Origin of the sequence: Phyllobacterium sp. LjRoot231 (assembly GCF_964253365.1) — a bacterium.
Taxonomy (GTDB): Bacteria; Pseudomonadota; Alphaproteobacteria; order Rhizobiales; family Rhizobiaceae; genus Phyllobacterium.
The window spans coordinates 3,301,314-3,317,473 of record NZ_CAXUQT020000001.1 but is presented as its reverse complement, the minus strand read 5'-3'; the positions used below and the strand labels follow the sequence as shown (position 1 = coordinate 3,317,473).

Here is a 16,160-nt window from a genome sequence, read left to right as displayed (position 1 = left end):
GTTAGCGAAGCTTGGTGTAGACGAGATCAAAGTCGCGGGCCCAGTTCGTGCCATCACTTGATCGCTCCCAAGCTCCCGTTATCCTCTTGCCGTTGGAGCTAAATGTTCCCGCGTATCTCTGGAAGAAACCTGGGGCATCCCTCCAAAGTTTCCAGATGCGTTGACCAATTGTCATATTCACGACGCGATGAACATGTCGGGCGTCAGTGTACAGCATGATAAAATGTCCAGTGGAATCGTCCGCACCAATGATGGAACTGATCGGGAAGGGAGAATTTTCGAGTCATTCGCGTGGGACATCCTTTGCAATCTCGGCATCGACTCGTTGCATCATGAACCGGCAACTACTCAGCCATGCGAACTGTGTCGCCCCGCTGGCCATGAGTTTGCCTTCGACCAAAGCTTCAAAGCTCCAACTTCCAAGGAGCGGGGTCAGCGTTCTGATTAAGTCATCCGTCATCCGACTGCTCCTGTATTCCACCGCGTTACGCCAGGATACCATGACACAGACAGTCCAGGAGGAGGCTTGTCGCCACTAGCATTTCTCGCCTTCTTTGGCCTCATTGCATCTGGGGCCTTCCGCCCAGCCCGCCTCGATTTCTTTTTCTTGGTCTTCGCTCTTTGGGCAACTTTGGCACTCAGCGCTAAAGATTTGACGGCCGCTCCACTTGTGGCAACGTGCAGGGTTTTCCCTACAACAACCAAGGGGTTGTCCTCGTAGCTGCTTGTTCCAAGTCCCGCTATATTTGCCACATAGGAACAGGAGGACCCAATGGCAAAGCCAGCGGCAGTTTTCGACAACGATGTGGGCCTGGAAACAACGATATACGTTCATGAGATTGGGAAGCACGACACGACATTGAGGATCGATATCTACACATGGAACCCGCGTAACGCGCGAAAGGCGTTGAGAGGTCTGAGAGGGGCGATCGATGGCTTGCTTGATGAATGGAATACGGCCAAGTACGTCAAATCGCCCCCTGCAACCGTTGACGGCACGAAACGGCGTCCCGTGCACTACGCCGGGGAATGGCCCATGCACACCCTTTAGTTTTTCTCTCAGCATGCCGGCTTCCTTTTCCGCCGACACCAAAAGGAAACCGAATAACGATTGCGATCAGTCCGCCAACCTTCTTGAATAAGGGGACTAAACTACCGTCAAAACAATTGCCCGTCGCCGGTTCTCCGGTTGGCGGCTTTTTATGATAAGAGAATGATCGGCGTGCATGAAGATATCGAACCATGACCAACTTTGAACTGCGAGCAATCAGGCACAGATTAGGGCTTACGCAGGCTGAGTTGGCTGAGGTTGTCGGGTATCGTCTGGGTGGGTTGCATGTTTCGAAATACGAACGTTACACAAATCCGCTAAAAGTTCCGCCGCTGCTGGCAAAGCTATTGATTGCCTATGACGAAGGATATCGACCAAGCAATTGGCCCGAGGGCAAGTGATGGAGCACTAATTGTCCGCCAGGCGCCACGTGCCGGCGGCCCGAAACGCATTCTTTCAGAATAGCATGGGAATGACGCGGATTGGTATTGATCCCTTTGGAACGCATCAACGAAGCGCGACCTTCAGTCCGACCTTATAAAAACGCAGTCTAGGAATCAGGCTTGCATATCAGTCCACATTTGCGGACATATAGCGGACACCAAAAACGACACTCTGCACGATCAGCAATACTAGTCGGTAATTATCTGATTTCGTCGGTTTTTTTTGGTGAGCGCGCGGGGGTTCGAACCCCGGACCTACTGATTAAAAGTCACCTCAGGAGGGCTAACATTAGCCACCATCTCCTATCACTGACCCCTCCAAAACCCTTGTGCTACTTGAGTTTTTCGCCCTAGAGGCCCACATTGCCGGGACAAGGTATCTCACCTGTTATCACCTAAAAAGTATCCCTTAGAGATACCCTCAGAGGAGAACACGGGCATGGCAATCACTTTCACAGACAAGTGGATAGAGGCACAGAAGCCGACCGGCACACGGCAGGAGATTGCCGACGCGGCAACCAAGGGCCTCTATCTGTTTATTTATCCCTCCGGCGTCAAGTCGTGGGTCTATCGCTATCGGACCAGCGAGGGCTTACGCAAGATGGTCCTCGGCACCTATCCCAAGGACAGTATTAAAAAGGCCCGTGCCGATGCAGGAAACGCGAAGGACCTCCGAACCGGCGAACAGCCAAAGGACCCGATAGCGGAGCGCAAGGAGCGGGCACGGCTCACGGCAGAAGCTGAGCGAGAGAAGCGACGATTAGAACAGGTGGAAGCGGCCAAAGAGCAACGGCTCTTTCAGCCAATGGTGGAAAGATATCTCAAAGAACACGCCAAGGCGCGGCGGAGCTATGTGGAGAAGGCCCGTCTGCTTGGGCTCTTTGGTGATGACAGCGACTGGGAAATCCGTCCGGGCTCGCCCGTTGCCAAGTGGGGCAAGTGCTCGATTGACCGTCCTGCACTGGAATGGCGCGAGGACGTTCGGAGCTTTGGCAAAAAGCAAGTCGCGGCTGGAACAGGATATCTCGCGAACCGCACCTTTGCCGAGCTTCGCGGCATGTTCAACTGGATGCACAGGAACGATATCCTGATACCGTCGCCGCTTCTCAACATGGATGTGCCATTTAAGGGTGGCGAGACCGAGCGCGAGCGCACACTGCTAAATGAAACCGAGCGCGGCACCTTTGGTGATGAGTTGCGCTGGTTGTGGCTGGCGTCCGATACCGAGCCCGTGTTCGGACCGTGGATCAAAATCCTCATCCTCACTGGTATGCGGCAAGCCAAGGAGGTCGCGGCCATGACATGGGAGCAGATCGACCAGAGCGACCCGGAGAAGCCGTTCTGGCTCATCCCGGATACTGCCGCGAAGAATGGCAAGCCGCACCGCGTGGCCCTGAGTGTGGAGGCTATGGAGGTGCTTGAGGGGCGTGGCGACCGCCAAGGAGCGCAAAGGGTATGTCTTCACCACGACCGGCGACACACCGATCATTCCGGGCGACAAGCTCAAGAAGCGGATAGACGCCTTGATGCGCATTATCGGCGAGAAGGAACGAGGCGAGCCGGTTGAGATTAAACGCTGGGTTTGGCACGATCTCCGCAGGACGTGCGCGACCGGGATGCAGTTGCTTGGCTATCAGCGCGAGATGGTGGAACGCATTCTTAATCATCGCGGCAAGCAGACCAAGCTCGAACGGACATACCAGACCGCCACGTGGCGCAAGGAGGCCCGCAGAGCGTGGCAAGCGTGGGCGGACGGGGTAGGGCGGATACTGGACGGGAAGATGCTGGAAGTGCCGGAGGAGCCCGCGCACGTGACGCCGGAGCCACCCGCTTCGAACGTGGTCCCCTTGCGCGCACAACATGCTTAGGCGCTGGTGGCATATCCTGCCGGATGAGAGCAAGGTCGCGGTGGCCTTCCTCGTGCTGGGGCTCGTGCTCTGGCACTTCGTTTAAACGTGATCCCCCTGCACCTCTGTGAGGCCCCTCGTGGGCCTTTCTTTTTGCCCCCAGTGGGGTGACACGCAAGGGCGCGGGGCCCGGAGCTTAAACCACACTTAAGTCTTTGCTTAAGCTTCATAATCGCTCTTGCAGCATGGTCTGCCGAAGCCGCTAATCACTACTAAAGTGGTAGAGATTAAACGTCCGACCTCGTTGAAATCCCAAAAGCACACGCCGGGACCTCGTCCGGGGGCCCCCCTCACATCGGGCCTCATTGGCGGATCAAAGGTTACCAGCCAGATGGTCACATGGACACCGCAGGAGCCCCGGCAGAATGGCCATCTTGAAGGGGCGCACCTGACATTGAACCAGTTGGTCGCGAGGGTAAGTATATGGTTTTATTATACTTTCCAGCCGCACCTCATAGGCCTTTCGCGTGAGGGGATACTTGAAGGGGCACAAGGTGCAGGGCGGGCCCCCGGCTGTATGATCGTCATACGGTATGCCGGAGGGGGCGGTTCCCCCAAGGGGTGCGCGTACGGCGGGGTGACGGTGTGGGTCCCAGCGTATCGTTATCCGAAGATAAATCCAAAGCGTGAGCGTTTTACTCTAAGTGGTTGTTTTCAAAAAAATAAAAATACCGCGAAACCCAAAATCCGCCCCGTGAAGCGCGTGGTGCAGGGTGGTTAACCCGTTTCCTCAATGAAATCAATAGGTTCTAGAGGGTGCGGGGTTTTGAGCCCCTCGTGGCGCAATAATATTACAAAGTTTCAGCCCCGACTAAATGCGGCCTAAGCCTTTGGGAAGATTGAGCAATTGCCCTAACTACGGGCGGAAGCCCAATCGCCCTGCAATCGGAAGGTGCAATGTGATGCTGAGTTGCTACTTGAGATAGGGAGCCACATTGTCGCACATACGGTCACCCAGAACCGCTGTATTATGGCCTTTCCCGGCCTGTCTCATCACCTCTCCGATGGAGGCCGGGGAACTAAGGCCGGAGCAGCCGAAGCAACTTCCATGTCCCCCCGATGCCCCGCTTCGCGCTCCGGCCCCTTCTTTTGGAGAGCCCTTACGCCTCGCGGTCAATGTCTATTTTGCCACACCCCCCGCACCCCGGAGCAGGCGTATAATGCTTGTACTGACCGCAAGGCGACGCCAACCTTGACGCAATAATCCATATCCCCCGATAAAGCGGTCAGCCTAATTGAGAAGAGAGGTGGAGACGCAAACGCCTCTCTCCATTTTCCCAACTTTTTCTGTGACGGAACATGCTCAGCAAAATCATTCAAGCTGCATCATGGGTAGGGCTTGCGTTGTGCCTTGGCATGTTCGTGTGGTTTGTAGCCTCGCAGGGCGTGGGGCATGAACCATCCACGGCAGAGAACCACCCGGAAGAGACGTACACCCCCTAGAAGCCCTACTTACCAGACCGAGCAATGTGCAGGGGCCATTTCTTCACTCGGTAGTGTTTGCATTTCGGCGATGGCTGCTCGGTGCCGCTCGGTAATAGGGCGGCTAGCCTACGATATTTGTGAGTGTCCCATTCCATCAGCAAATCACCGATTGCGGCTTTCAGTGCTACCAAAGCCAACCGAGCGTTGCGCTTGTCCCGCGTATAGACATCAAGGGTCAAAGCGGTGTCGTCGTTCGCGATTTCTTGGACCAATACCAGCGTTTCCGCCCCGTCATCGAGTTTGAAAGCCTCCACCAAGGTGTTCATGCTTGCTCCTCCCATTTCCCCGGAACATAGCAGAGAACAGCTTACAGGGGCAGGCAGAACCCTTGCTTGTTTTCCGACCGGCCAGCGGATAACAATCACGCCGGGGGGAATTTAGGGAGGAAGACACATGCCGCGTCACACTGTTAAGCTAATGAACGGCGCTACCATTGAGGTCAGCGATGATCTGGAGCATGAGCGTATAGGGCCAATGCTTGCGCGAGAAGGTTACTGGACAACGAACTTGTTCGGACGCCATAGAGAAACCAAGATCACTCTTATGCTTCATGGAGTGGCAACCATTGAGCAAAACTTCGACGTGGCTACGGAGATTGCGAACCAGATTGCAGATGAGGACGGCGATTAAAGTCCTGACGCCGGTCTGGTTTTAACGTCCCGTCCCCCTTCCGCTGTCCCACTGTCCCAACCCTTATAAAAAGGGTTTTGGGACGCAGTGGTGTGACATGCTCGGGATAGGCTTTTTTCTATGGGACAGGGTGTCCCAACGTAGTGTCCCAAAAAATGCCCTGAAGTGTCCCAACCTAGTCTTCCGCATCTTCTGGCACGTTGAGGCCTTGGATTTTGAGCAAGTTCTCCACGTTGGTTTTCGGAATGTTGAGATACGTCGCGATCTTTCGGATCGACATTCCTTTCACGCGTAGCGAGATTGCCTCTCTCGCTTGGCTTTCCTTGCTCAAAGACTTCATGCCCCACTTGCCGTCTTCTCCGAGGAACCCCTGAAACGGCAAAGCGTCTGCACCATAGAAGCCACGGTTCTTTTCGAAGTGGATTTCAGGACTGGCAGGGTCCCCCGCTTTCCAGTTCTTTGGCTTCTTCAATGCGATAACCGTATCCAGCAAGTCTTCTTTCTTCGACGTGCCACGTTGAATACCAGTTTTGCCAGCGTGGTGAACAAATATCACGGCCACGCCCTTGCGCTTCAGATAGAGCAACCAGCCCTGTATTTTGTGCCAGCCTTCGTCGCTGTTCTCAGGTGTGCCGGTAAGGGCCGAAAGATTATCAAGGAACATAAGTTCCACCTGTTCTGACGTACCAAAGCGTAGATGCTCATTTATCATCGCGCGTCCGGCAGGGTCTTCCGCTCCCAAATCGGGAATGCCGCGCTCCTGCAAGTCGGCAGCGATGAGGCGTAGAAATCCCGGTTGAGGTGTCGGCAATCCCGCAATCAATTTATTGGTACGGGCCTGCAAATCCACGAAGTCCATCTCGCCGTCAACATATAGCACCCTAAAAGGGCGTTTGGTCGTCCACCGCAGGAAATCGGTCCCCGTCGCGGCACCGACTGCGATACCCAGCGTCAGATACGTTTTACCAGTTCCGCGTGGGCCATAAATCTCATTGAGGCTCTTTTGCTGTATGATCGGCCCCATGATGTGTTCGCGGGGCGGCACGACTTTGGTGGACCATTCGTTCCAGTCGAGATCGATCAACCCTGAGTAGGGCTTGTTGCTGTTTGCAGGGCTCTTCGCCTGCGGCATTTTGTCTCCCACCACGGGAGCGACATTGCTGTTCGCTGCGGCTTCTGCGGCTTGCCCCTTGACATTCGGGGCCTGCATAACTATATTTGATTTCATAAGGTTAACTCCCTTGTTGGTGTTTTGAAGCCTGCCACGGCTTCCATTAGTTCCCTGTCTAAGTTCAAAAATCCTGCCCTCGGCTCATCACCGGGGGCTTTTCTTTTATGTGGCTATTCGTCGCGCCACTTTCAACTGGCACGTCACTTGCTTCGCTCTAGGGTTTACGGCTCGGTGTCCGTACCGGGATGTGATCCGTGAGCGGGTGCGGGGTAACATCGTCAACCAGCCCGCGCCGCGAGAGGTCAGTGAGCCATTCGGCCATTTCTTCGGCCTCCTGCCGCCCCATAGTGGCCTCAGGGTCGCGGTTATAATCGAGGGTCACTTCTATCGGCGTGGAGTGGAAAAAGCGCTCCGCCTCGCTCCTTGGGGCAGGCTTGGGCTTCCGCCGCACGATCACTTTTCACCTCCCGTAACCAGCACCCGCTCCGGCTGTGGCTCAATAAGGGCAGCATCGCCCTGAGGGTATTGAGGGTTAAGCTGGGCCCTGAGCAGGCGTCTATATTCCGCCATCTCTTGCTCAACATAGGCCGGTCTTTGCGTTTCGATACGCTGGCGCGTGGCGGCAGCCCATTCCGGCCCCATCGCGGTTTCGAGTGCGGCATAGCCCTCAGTGTCGTACATGAGAAACTCAAGTTCGCGACCTTCGATGGCAGTGGCGAAAGAGGCAAAATCGAAAGCTGGGGCATAGCCTTGGGCTTCCAGTGCTTTGACCAATTCGACAGGGTCTACTTCGGGCTCAACAATGGGCTCCGGGATGGCCTCGGCATTCTGAGTGTGCGTGAGGGCCGGGGAAGCAAAATCGGTCTCGGCATTCTGGGTTGTATTGGTCATTCAATTTACTCCTTCTAGGATTGTTAAGATTTGCGAGCTTGCCTTTGCCGCTCTCAGGCGTTGGTCTCGGCGGGCGCGGCGCTCACGTTCGGCTTGTGCGAGGGCTTTTTGCTTCTCGCCCGTGGCGATCAGCTTCGGGTGGATGTGCCGGAGGCGCTCCTCGTTCCACGCCAGTCCAGCCGACAGGGGAATGAGCACTCGGGGTGCACCATCGATTGCCGCGATCACGCGAGGGGGACCCTTTCCGGGCTTCTTCCAGAGTGCATACAAGCGACTAACGCTAATCCCAATCGTTGACGCAAATTCCTTGACGGTAACGGTCTTCATGCGGGTATTTCCTTTCCATTTGTTCGTGTTTCGTTCGAGTGTTAAGTTATAACATAACTGATGAAACAATACTACAGCTATCAAACTGTTGCACCCGCACGGGCTGGGGGTGTATATATTTTGTAACGATCACTACAGAAATAGAGGGGACCCTTCCATGCCCAAGCAAGATTTTAACGACCCGTGGAACTCGATGGAAAATACCAAACGCCAAGACCCAGTCGATAGGCGGGTGGAGGAGCTTCAGGCGCGCGAGCAAATCATTAACGCCCTGCCAGCGGGGAGCGTGAGCGCGGGACAGGTGATTTATGACCCTGCAGATATCGCCACTCATTACCTGAGCCCAGATGCGAAAGAGAGACAGTTCGCAAAGGAGTTCTTCGGTGTGTATGCGCCCGAAGACCCGGACAATCCGCGAGACGGCATTTCAAGGGCTGAAAAGAAAATCCTCCACGAGGCCGCTCACCAAGAGGTCTATGGCGGATTTCGGCAGATTTACGATGAGAACGGCTATCCAGTTGAAGGGCCGGGAGGCTCTGTCCACGTAGATGGTCTAAATTTTCAGCAAGCCGACCGCGATGCAAAAGCTTTGATGAAAGCGGCGGGTGATTTGTGGCCAGAATTTGCCCTGCGCCACAGCGCCCTAGCTCAAGACAAAGCCAGTGTTGCCGCCGCAGTGAATTATCTCGTCAATAACTCTGGACTGACAAAAGGCGAACTGGCGGCGCTCGCACGAGGCGAGCAGAGAACCGAGCTTTTGGACCGGATTGCCGATGCCGATTGACGGTTGTGGGAAGCCTGCGACGGGCTCGTGCCACTTGCCGTGCGGGTCCCTATAACCCTTGCGCCAGCGGTGCAGCGTCATCTCGGAAATGCCCAGATATTGGCTCAGGCCCTTGGCGTTGAGATACTCAGGGGCCACGATAGCGGCACAGAAATATATATTGTCGTTCGCAGCAAGCCGGGTCCAACTCCCAGCGCCGAAATCCTCGTCCGTAAAACGTTCCATCTAAAACCTCCATTGGCCCGTTGTGAGCCCGTGACCTAGAGATGATAGCGAATGTCGGCTTTTCAAGACGGGCCCGTTCACGGCTCCGGGAGGGCGTTTAAACGAGGAAGGGGCACCTGAGGGGCACCTAAAATATACCCCTGCGACAATGTGTCCCTTGGGGTATCCCTTGGAGCGGTGGGCTTGACGTGCTGGGGGAGGGCCAAAACGATAAGCGGTTGATTTCTTTTGGATTTTTGGTGAGCGCGCGGGGGTTCGAACCCCGGACCTACTGATTAAAAGTCAGTTGCTCTACCGGCTGAGCTACGCGCTCCCAAACGAAGCCAGCTAGGTGGCCTCGGGAAGTGCGGCGGAACATAGGTGCGACTTGCCAATCGGTCAACAACTAATGTGCAGGGTTTTCGCAACAAAAAGCCTTGTTTTCAGCCGTTCTTGTAATTTTTTGCCGAAAGCGCCGATATTTACGCACTCGCGATAAAGGCGAGCGTGAGAGAATACCGGTTTTCTGGTCCCAACTGGCGAAAAGGTGATTGGAATTTCAAAGAGATTCGGCTTAATCCACCGCCACAAATCAAAATGCCAGTGAAGGAGCGCGGATGGCGCTTGATGTTTCCTATCTGACTGCTGCCGGCGCTGGCGCTCTGTCTTTCCTTTCTCCTTGCGTCCTGCCGCTCGTCCCGCCCTATCTTTGTTATATGGCCGGCGTGACCGTCGAAGATTTCCGCTCGGATCAAACCGCAGCGCGAATCTCGCCAGTGCGGCAGGCGCTTCTTCTGTCGTCCTTCTGTTTTGTTCTCGGCTTTTCGACCGTTTTCGTGCTGCTCGGTGCTGGCGCATCGACCATCGGCGGCTTCCTGCGCATGTGGCAACAGGAAATCGCCATCGCCGCAGGCATCGTCATCATCCTGATGGGGCTGAATTTCCTCGGCGTCTTCCGGCTGGCGTTCCTGTCGCGGGAGGCGAGGTTCCAGGCTCAAGGAACGCCCGCCAATCCGTTCGCGGCCTATGTCATGGGTCTCGCCTTTGCATTCGGCTGGACGCCATGCATCGGGCCGGTGCTGGGACCCATACTGGCGCTTGCCGGAGCTCGCGATACGGTTGCCGATGGCGCACTGCTGCTGGCCATCTATTCGCTCGGCCTCGGCATTCCCTTCATCATTGCCGCATTGTTTTCCGGCATGTTCATGCGGTTTTTGGCGCGGTTCCGCATGCATCTCGGCAAGGTGGAAAAAGTCATGGGCGGTCTGCTGGTACTGACCGGCATTCTGTTTCTGACCGGCGGCTTGCAGACATTCTCATTCTGGCTTCTCGAAACATTTCCCATCCTCGGCCAACTCGGCTAAACAGACGGAAGTTTCCATGTTGGAAACCAATGTCGTGTCATGGTCCGGCACGATATTGCCTTTAGCCCAACTGATCTGGAAGTCCGACATGACATCACGTTCCTGCCTCACGGTTATTCTCGCTGCCGGTGAGGGCACGCGCATGAAATCCTCCCTGCCGAAAGTACTCCATAATATTGCAGGCCTGCCGATCGTTGCCCATGTGGCCAAGGCTGTGCATGGCGCGGGCGTCCGCGATATCGCGCTGGTTGTGGGCAAGGGAGGCGATCAGGTCGAGGCAGCAGTCCGTTCGGTCGTTTCCAACGTCACAGTGCATGAACAGACAGAACGGCTTGGAACGGCCCACGCGGTGCTCGCGGCGCGCGAGAGCATTACGCGCGGCTATGATGATGTTCTCGTGGTGTTCGGCGACACACCTTTGATCGAAACCGCTGCTCTAGACCAGGCCCGCGGCAAGCTGGCCGATGGCGCGGATGTCGTGGTCATGGGTTTCAGGCCCGCGGTGCCGAACGGCTATGGCCGCCTGATCGAGCAGGATGGACGTTTGATCGCCATCCGCGAGGAGAAAGACGCGAGCGAAGCGGAGAAGAAAATCGGCTTCTGCAATGGCGGGTTGATGGCGCTGCGCGGCGATAGTGCGCTTGCGCTGCTGGACAAGATCACCAACGACAATGCCAATGAAGAATATTATCTCACCGACGTCGTCGAGATCGCCAATGCGGACGGCAAATCTGTTGTCGCCATCGAGATATCGCCCGACAATGTGATCGGTATCAATACACGCGTTGAGCTGGCCGAGGCTGAAGCGATTTGGCAGACGCGCAAACGTCGTGACATGATGCTGGCCGGGGTCACTATGCAGGCACCGGAAACGGTGTTCTTCGCGCATGATACGCTTGTCGAAGCCGATGTGATCCTTGAACCGAATATCATCTTCGGGCCAGGCGTTTCGATTGCGAGCGGCGCGGTGATCCACGCATTTTCCTACTTTGAAGGTGCAAAGATTGGCCCCAACGCCAATGTCGGTCCTTTTGCCCGGCTGCGGCCCGGCGCGGATCTGGCGGCGAAATCCAAGGTTGGCAATTTCGTCGAGGTAAAGAATGCCAAGGTCGGTGTCGGCGCCAAGGTCAACCACCTGACCTATATCGGCGATGCGATAGTGGGTGCGGCGGCGAATATCGGTGCTGGCGCGATCACCTGCAATTATGATGGCTATAACAAGCATCTGACTGAAATTGGCGCCAACGTGTTCATCGGCTCGAACAGTTCGCTGGTTGCCCCGGTTTCCATCGGCGACAACTCCTATATCGCCTCCGGCAGCGTGATCACGGCCAATGTGCCGGCGGACGCGCTTGCATTCGGCAGGGCGCGGCAGGAGGTAAAAGAAGGGCGGGCGGTGCAATTGCGCGCACGCTATGCGGCGCAGAAACTAGCCAAGAAGGCTGACTAAGCACGCCTTTTGTTCGTGTGGGATTCTGAAACAGAAAGTGTTTTTCTGTCATGATGAACTTAAGTTAGCCAAGAGCGGAAAATATTCGGGGTATTGGAGTCGTTTATGTGCGGGATCGTGGGCATTATCGGACGGGAACAGGTTGCGCCTCTGCTTGTGGATGCGCTGAAACGGCTTGAATATCGCGGCTATGATTCTGCCGGCGTTGCCACCCTCGAAGACGGCGTGCTCGATCGGCGGCGGGCTGAGGGCAAGCTTGGTAATCTTGACAAGCTGCTCAAGGAGAATCCCCTCGGCGGCACGATCGGGCTCGGCCACACGCGGTGGGCAACCCACGGCGCACCGACAGTGCGAAACGCGCATCCGCATACGACGCCGCGGCTTGCGGTCATCCACAATGGCATCATCGAGAATTTTGCCGAGCTGCGCGCCATGCTTGAAAAGGATGGATACGTCTTCGAGACGGAGACTGATACGGAAACCGTAGCGCATCTGGTGACGCGCGCGCTCGATCGCGGCCTTGCGCCGGTCGAGGCAGTTCGCCAGACGCTGCCGCAATTGCGCGGTGCCTTTGCCATCGCGATCATGTTCAAGGGTGAGGACAATTTGCTGATCGCCGCCCGCAATGGTCCGCCTCTCGCAGTCGGCTATGGGGAAGGCGAAATGTACCTAGGCTCCGACGCCATCGCTCTCGCGCCGTTCACCGATAATTTGTCGTACCTTGAAGATGGAGATTGGGCCGTGCTTACCCGCAACGGCGTCGTGATCTATGACGAGACCGGCGCGATCGTAGACCGCCCTGTGCAAAAGTCGGCGGGGACGGCGTTTCTGGTCAGCAAGGGCAACCACCGGCATTTTATGGAAAAGGAAATCCACGAGCAGCCGGAGGTCATCTCGCACACACTGGCAAATTATCTCGATTTCTCCCGGGGCACGATACGCGCCGGCGCCGCGCCGGTAGATTTCTCGAAAGTAGACCGTATCGCCGCTTCCGCCTGCGGCACGGCCTATTATGCCGGGCTGGTGGGAAAGTACTGGTTTGAGCACATTGCCCGGCTGCCAGTCGATATCGATGTGGCGTCCGAATTCCGCTACCGCGAGATGCCGCTTTCCAGGAATAGCCTTGCGCTCTTCGTCTCGCAGTCTGGTGAGACTGCGGATACTCTTGCGTCGCTGCGTTACTGCAAGCAGCAAGGCTTGAGCATCGGAACGATCGTCAACGTCAAGGAATCGACGATGGCGCGCGAATCCAACACCGTGTTCCCGACCTTGGCGGGTCCGGAAGTTGGTGTTGCCTCGACCAAGGCCTTCACCTGCCAATTGTCCGTTCTGGCATCGCTGGCTGTGGCTGCCGGCAAAATGCGCGGTACGATCAAAGAGGAAGAGGAGCGCCAGCTTGTGCGCGAACTTTCCGAAATTCCACGCTATGCAACGCAAGCGTTGAAGCTAGAAGGCCAGATCGAAGCGATCAGCCGCGAACTGAGCCAGGTCAAGCACGCACTTTATCTGGGGCGTGGCACGAGTTACCCGCTGGCACTCGAAGGCGCGCTGAAACTCAAGGAAATCTCCTATATCCACGCGGAGGGCTATGCGGCCGGCGAGTTGAAACACGGACCCATTGCGCTGATCGATGAATCCATGCCGGTAATTGTCATTGCTCCGCATGACCGCTGGTTCGAGAAAACCATATCGAATATGCAGGAAGCGGCGGCGCGTGGTGGCAAGATCATCCTCATCACCGATGAGAAAGGCGCAGCAGCCAGCACATTGAAAACGTGGCATACGATCCTTCTGCCTGAGATGCCGGAGATCATCACACCGATTGTCTACACGTTGCCGATCCAGATGCTGGCTTATCACACAGCAGTTTTCATGGGCACGGACGTGGATCAGCCTCGCAATCTGGCAAAGTCTGTGACTGTGGAGTAGGTTCAGCCGGCACGAAGCAGGCGTACGGCTTCGTCCCGCTCAAACAGATAAAGCAGGATGCGCAACGCTTCGCCGCGTGTGCTCTGCAATTCTGGATCCCGCGTCAGAATATAACGTGCGTCCTGGCGGGCGATTTCCAGAAACTCCTGATGCGCTTCGATGCTGGCGAGGCGGAAACCGGGCGTGCCGGACTGGCGCGTGCCCAAGAGCTCGCCTTCGCCCCGCAGTTTCAGGTCTTCCTCGGCGATGCGGAAACCGTCCTCGGTCTCGCGCATGATCTTGAGTCGCGCCTGGGCCACTTCACCAAGCGGTCCCTTGTAGATGAGGAGGCAGGTAGAGGGTTTGTCCCCTCGCCCCACACGCCCGCGTAGCTGGTGCAGTTGAGCAAGACCAAAGCGTTCGGCGTGTTCGATAACAATGATTGTCGCATCGGGAACATCGACCCCAACTTCGATCACGGTGGTTGCCACCAGCAATCGCGTCTCGCCACTCTTGAACGCCAGCATGGCGGCATCTTTCTCTGGTCCATTCATGCGGCCATGGACGAGCCCGATCCTGTTGCCGAGCAATGGCTTCAGCGATTCGAAACGTTCTTCCGCTGAAACGAGATCGACCAGTTCGGATTCCTCGACCAGTGGACAGATCCAATAGATTTTTTGCCCCTCTGTGATTGCCGTGCGCATGCGATCAACCAGTTCGCTCAAGCGTTCCATCGGTAAGATGGCAGTGGTGATCGGACGACGGCCAGCAGGTTTTTCCGTGAGTTTCGACACATCCATGTCGCCAAAAGCGGTCAATACCAGCGTGCGCGGGATGGGTGTGGCGGTCATTACAAGCATATCCGGCGCCGCCCCTTTGGAGGTCAAAAGCAGGCGCTGATGTACGCCGAAACGGTGCTGCTCATCGACAATGACCAGCACAAGATCGTGATAGCTGACCTTTTCCTGAAAGAGCGCGTGCGTGCCGACAATGATGTGGATGGCGCCAGTCCGCAGACCCTCAAGGATATCTTCACGCTCGCGGCCTTTTTCGCGTCCGGTGAGCAGCGCCGTACGCAACCCTGCCTTCTCGGCCAGTGGCGCGATGGTAGCGAAATGCTGGCGCGCCAGCACTTCGGTTGGCACCATCAGCGCCGATTGACCGCTGGCTTCTGCTGCATGCGCCATGGCCAGGAGACCGACGACAGTCTTGCCGGAACCGACATCGCCTTGCAGCAGGCGCAGCATCCGGTCTGGTTCTCGCAAATCGGCGATGATTTCCTTGATCGCTTGGCTCTGACTATTCGTCAGCGAATAGGGCAGGGCTGCGATGATTTTCGCCTTGAGATGGCCATCACCCTCTAGCTTGCGGCCGGAAAGACGACGTGTTTTCAAGCGTACCAGCGCCAGCGCCAGCTGACCGGCGAGAAACTCATCATAGGCGAGGCGCTGCCGAGCGGGGTGATCGAGAGCGATGTCGCCCGGATCTTGTGGATTGTGCAGGGCTTGGAGGGCTCGGCGATGTGTAGGTAAGGCATATTTCTCAAGGATTGGCGGATCGATCCATTCCGGCAAATCCGGTGCCTTGGCGAGTGCTTCCTGAACGCCGCGTGCCAACACTTTTGGCGACAAGCCTGCAGTCAGGGGATAGACAGGTTCAACCAATGGAAGCGAGGTCGCATCTTCGATATTGGCAATGTGATCCGGATGAACCATCGTCGGACGTCCATTGAACCACTCCATGGTTCCGGAGACGATGACCGTTTCACCAATGGGCATGATTTTCTCGAGCCACGCCTGTTTGGCATGAAAGAAGGTAAGACCGATTTCCCCGGTATCGTCATGGGCGAAGACACGGTACGGAACGTTGCTGCGCCCGCTCGGCGATGGCTGGTGACGGTCGATGCGCACTTCCAGCGTGACGATTGCGCCTTCCGGGGCGTAGGCGATCCCGGGGCGGTTCCGGCGATCGATGACGCTGTGCGGCGGCAGATAGACCAGATTGCCCACACGGGGCTCGGCTCCGGGTGGCTGAGTGCCCAGTAATGTCCCCAGCAGGCCCGACACTTTCGGCCCAATACCGGAAAGCGAACGAACGGAGGCAAAGAGGGGATCGAGCAGTGAAGGACGCATGCATAACGTTTAACGCGTTCGATGTGCGTTGCAAGGCTGACAGACGCGGCAAGGCAGGCTATACCCAGCCGCATCAATCAGGCCAAATACATTTCATCGACATAGACGGAGCTAGTTCATGACCGGAAGCAGTCGCACCACTACCGATCTGCCGCCAAGACAGCGAAGAATCCTGTTCCGCTCCTGGCATCGCGGCATGCGCGAGATGGACCTCATTCTGGGACAGTTTGCCGATGCTCATATCGATACCTTGTCCGATGAAGAACTTGACCAATATGAAGCACTGATGGAAGCGCTGGACCGGGACCTGCTGAAATGGGTCACGGGAGAAGCCGAAGTTCCCGCCGAATTCGATACGCCGATTTTTCACAGGATCGTCTTATCTCGCAACGAAATGAAATTCTGAAAATCAC

The 16,160-nt window shown here is 56.4% G+C and carries 16 protein-coding genes and 1 tRNA gene; 10 read left to right on the top strand and 7 right to left on the bottom strand.

The genetic code is table 11. The features are described from left to right. The first annotated feature begins 772 nt into the window (after positions 1 to 772). The 4 genes from ACSQ3H_RS16350 to ACSQ3H_RS16335 all read left to right on the top strand — a co-directional run bounded on the left by ACSQ3H_RS16350 (position 773) and on the right by ACSQ3H_RS16335 (position 3,362). Positions 773 to 1,051: a hypothetical protein gene (locus ACSQ3H_RS16350; protein ID WP_436118018.1), complete on the top strand. Its 279-nt coding sequence runs from the start codon at positions 773 to 775 to the stop codon at positions 1,049 to 1,051. Between the two features lie 191 nt (positions 1,052 to 1,242). Further along, positions 1,243 to 1,452, top strand: coding sequence for a helix-turn-helix domain-containing protein (locus tag ACSQ3H_RS16345; protein WP_436118017.1), 210 nt, complete (start codon positions 1,243 to 1,245; stop codon positions 1,450 to 1,452). A 481-nt stretch (positions 1,453 to 1,933) separates the two neighbouring features. Further along, complete coding sequence (locus tag ACSQ3H_RS16340) at positions 1,934 to 3,061, top strand: tyrosine-type recombinase/integrase (protein ID WP_436118016.1); 1,128 nt, start codon at positions 1,934 to 1,936, stop codon at positions 3,059 to 3,061. Further along, on the top strand, positions 3,018 to 3,362 hold the full coding sequence (locus ACSQ3H_RS16335; RefSeq protein ID WP_436118015.1) for a hypothetical protein: 345 nt from the start codon (positions 3,018 to 3,020) through the stop codon (positions 3,360 to 3,362). Before ACSQ3H_RS16340 ends, ACSQ3H_RS16335 begins: the two co-directional genes overlap by 44 nt. Before the next feature lie 1,487 nt (positions 3,363 to 4,849). Here the strand turns inward: ACSQ3H_RS16335 and ACSQ3H_RS16330 are convergent. Then, positions 4,850 to 5,152 (bottom strand): hypothetical protein, encoded by a 303-nt coding sequence (locus ACSQ3H_RS16330; protein ID WP_436118014.1) that lies wholly within the window; start codon positions 5,150 to 5,152, stop codon positions 4,850 to 4,852. A gap of 127 nt (positions 5,153 to 5,279) precedes the next feature. On the opposite strand from ACSQ3H_RS16330, the gene ACSQ3H_RS16325 reads away from it, so the two are divergent. Further along, positions 5,280 to 5,516 (top strand): hypothetical protein, encoded by a 237-nt coding sequence (locus ACSQ3H_RS16325; RefSeq protein ID WP_436118013.1) that lies wholly within the window; start codon positions 5,280 to 5,282, stop codon positions 5,514 to 5,516. Positions 5,517 to 5,691: 175 nt separating this feature from the next. Here the strand turns inward: ACSQ3H_RS16325 and ACSQ3H_RS16320 are convergent, their stop codons facing one another. From ACSQ3H_RS16320 to ACSQ3H_RS16305, 4 genes are all read right to left on the bottom strand, one after another. Beyond that, positions 5,692 to 6,648 (bottom strand): AAA family ATPase, encoded by a 957-nt coding sequence (locus ACSQ3H_RS16320; RefSeq protein ID WP_436118012.1) that lies wholly within the window; start codon positions 6,646 to 6,648, stop codon positions 5,692 to 5,694. Positions 6,649 to 6,901: 253 nt separating this feature from the next. Beyond that, positions 6,902 to 7,144, bottom strand: coding sequence for a hypothetical protein (locus ACSQ3H_RS16315; protein WP_436118011.1), 243 nt, complete (start codon positions 7,142 to 7,144; stop codon positions 6,902 to 6,904). Continuing rightward, positions 7,141 to 7,578: a hypothetical protein gene (locus tag ACSQ3H_RS16310; RefSeq protein ID WP_436118010.1), complete on the bottom strand. Its 438-nt coding sequence runs from the start codon at positions 7,576 to 7,578 to the stop codon at positions 7,141 to 7,143. Before ACSQ3H_RS16310 ends, ACSQ3H_RS16315 begins: the two co-directional genes overlap by 4 nt. Beyond that, on the bottom strand, positions 7,579 to 7,905 hold the full coding sequence (locus ACSQ3H_RS16305; protein WP_436118009.1) for a hypothetical protein: 327 nt from the start codon (positions 7,903 to 7,905) through the stop codon (positions 7,579 to 7,581). 157 nt (positions 7,906 to 8,062) lie between these two features. Between ACSQ3H_RS16305 and ACSQ3H_RS16300 the strand changes: the two genes are divergently transcribed. Next, on the top strand, positions 8,063 to 8,689 hold the full coding sequence (locus ACSQ3H_RS16300) for a hypothetical protein (RefSeq protein ID WP_436118008.1): 627 nt from the start codon (positions 8,063 to 8,065) through the stop codon (positions 8,687 to 8,689). 462 nt (positions 8,690 to 9,151) lie between these two features. Here ACSQ3H_RS16300 and ACSQ3H_RS16295 read toward each other — a convergent pair. After that, positions 9,152 to 9,227 (bottom strand) — tRNA-Lys (locus tag ACSQ3H_RS16295). A 283-nt stretch (positions 9,228 to 9,510) separates the two neighbouring features. Between ACSQ3H_RS16295 and ACSQ3H_RS16290 the strand changes: the two genes are divergently transcribed. The 3 genes from ACSQ3H_RS16290 to glmS all read left to right on the top strand — a co-directional run bounded on the left by ACSQ3H_RS16290 (position 9,511) and on the right by glmS (position 13,636). Next, positions 9,511 to 10,257: a cytochrome c biogenesis CcdA family protein gene (locus ACSQ3H_RS16290; RefSeq protein WP_436118007.1), complete on the top strand. Its 747-nt coding sequence runs from the start codon at positions 9,511 to 9,513 to the stop codon at positions 10,255 to 10,257. Positions 10,258 to 10,345: 88 nt separating this feature from the next. Next, positions 10,346 to 11,707 carry a bifunctional UDP-N-acetylglucosamine diphosphorylase/glucosamine-1-phosphate N-acetyltransferase GlmU gene (glmU, locus tag ACSQ3H_RS16285; RefSeq protein ID WP_436119476.1) on the top strand — a complete coding sequence of 454 codons (1,362 nt, stop codon included), beginning with the start codon at positions 10,346 to 10,348 and terminating at the stop codon, positions 11,705 to 11,707. Between the two features lie 105 nt (positions 11,708 to 11,812). Further along, positions 11,813 to 13,636, top strand: a complete 1,824-nt coding sequence (gene glmS, locus ACSQ3H_RS16280; protein ID WP_436118006.1) for a glutamine--fructose-6-phosphate transaminase (isomerizing) — start codon at positions 11,813 to 11,815, stop codon at positions 13,634 to 13,636. A gap of 2 nt (positions 13,637 to 13,638) precedes the next feature. On the opposite strand, the gene recG is transcribed toward glmS, so the two are convergent. Next, positions 13,639 to 15,747, bottom strand: a complete 2,109-nt coding sequence (gene recG / locus ACSQ3H_RS16275) for an ATP-dependent DNA helicase RecG (protein ID WP_436118005.1) — start codon at positions 15,745 to 15,747, stop codon at positions 13,639 to 13,641. 118 nt (positions 15,748 to 15,865) lie between these two features. On the opposite strand from recG, the gene ACSQ3H_RS16270 reads away from it, so the two are divergent. Beyond that, a complete protein-coding gene (locus ACSQ3H_RS16270) occupies positions 15,866 to 16,153 on the top strand; it encodes a succinate dehydrogenase assembly factor 2 (RefSeq protein ID WP_436118004.1) in 288 nt (95 codons plus the stop codon). Positions 16,154 to 16,160 lie beyond the last annotated feature (7 nt).

Excerpts from the sequence above, each read along its gene's own strand:
- ACSQ3H_RS16350 (WP_436118018.1), top strand. The coding sequence starts at position 773 with ATGGCAAAGCCAGCGGCAGTTTTCGACAACGATGTGGGCCTGGAAACA.
- ACSQ3H_RS16345 (WP_436118017.1), top strand. The coding sequence starts at position 1,243 with ATGACCAACTTTGAACTGCGAGCAATCAGGCACAGATTAGGGCTTACG.
- ACSQ3H_RS16340 (WP_436118016.1), top strand. The coding sequence starts at position 1,934 with ATGGCAATCACTTTCACAGACAAGTGGATAGAGGCACAGAAGCCGACC.
- ACSQ3H_RS16330 (WP_436118014.1), bottom strand. The coding sequence starts at position 5,152 with ATGAACACCTTGGTGGAGGCTTTCAAACTCGATGACGGGGCGGAAACG.
- ACSQ3H_RS16325 (WP_436118013.1), top strand. The coding sequence starts at position 5,280 with ATGCCGCGTCACACTGTTAAGCTAATGAACGGCGCTACCATTGAGGTC.
- ACSQ3H_RS16320 (WP_436118012.1), bottom strand. The coding sequence starts at position 6,648 with ATGCCGCAGGCGAAGAGCCCTGCAAACAGCAACAAGCCCTACTCAGGG.
- ACSQ3H_RS16310 (WP_436118010.1), bottom strand. The coding sequence starts at position 7,578 with ATGACCAATACAACCCAGAATGCCGAGACCGATTTTGCTTCCCCGGCC.
- ACSQ3H_RS16305 (WP_436118009.1), bottom strand. The coding sequence starts at position 7,905 with ATGAAGACCGTTACCGTCAAGGAATTTGCGTCAACGATTGGGATTAGC.
- ACSQ3H_RS16300 (WP_436118008.1), top strand. The coding sequence starts at position 8,063 with ATGCCCAAGCAAGATTTTAACGACCCGTGGAACTCGATGGAAAATACC.
- ACSQ3H_RS16290 (WP_436118007.1), top strand. The coding sequence starts at position 9,511 with ATGGCGCTTGATGTTTCCTATCTGACTGCTGCCGGCGCTGGCGCTCTG.
- glmU (WP_436119476.1), top strand. The coding sequence starts at position 10,346 with ATGACATCACGTTCCTGCCTCACGGTTATTCTCGCTGCCGGTGAGGGC.
- glmS (WP_436118006.1), top strand. The coding sequence starts at position 11,813 with ATGTGCGGGATCGTGGGCATTATCGGACGGGAACAGGTTGCGCCTCTG.
- recG (WP_436118005.1), bottom strand. The coding sequence starts at position 15,747 with ATGCGTCCTTCACTGCTCGATCCCCTCTTTGCCTCCGTTCGTTCGCTT.
- ACSQ3H_RS16270 (WP_436118004.1), top strand. The coding sequence starts at position 15,866 with ATGACCGGAAGCAGTCGCACCACTACCGATCTGCCGCCAAGACAGCGA.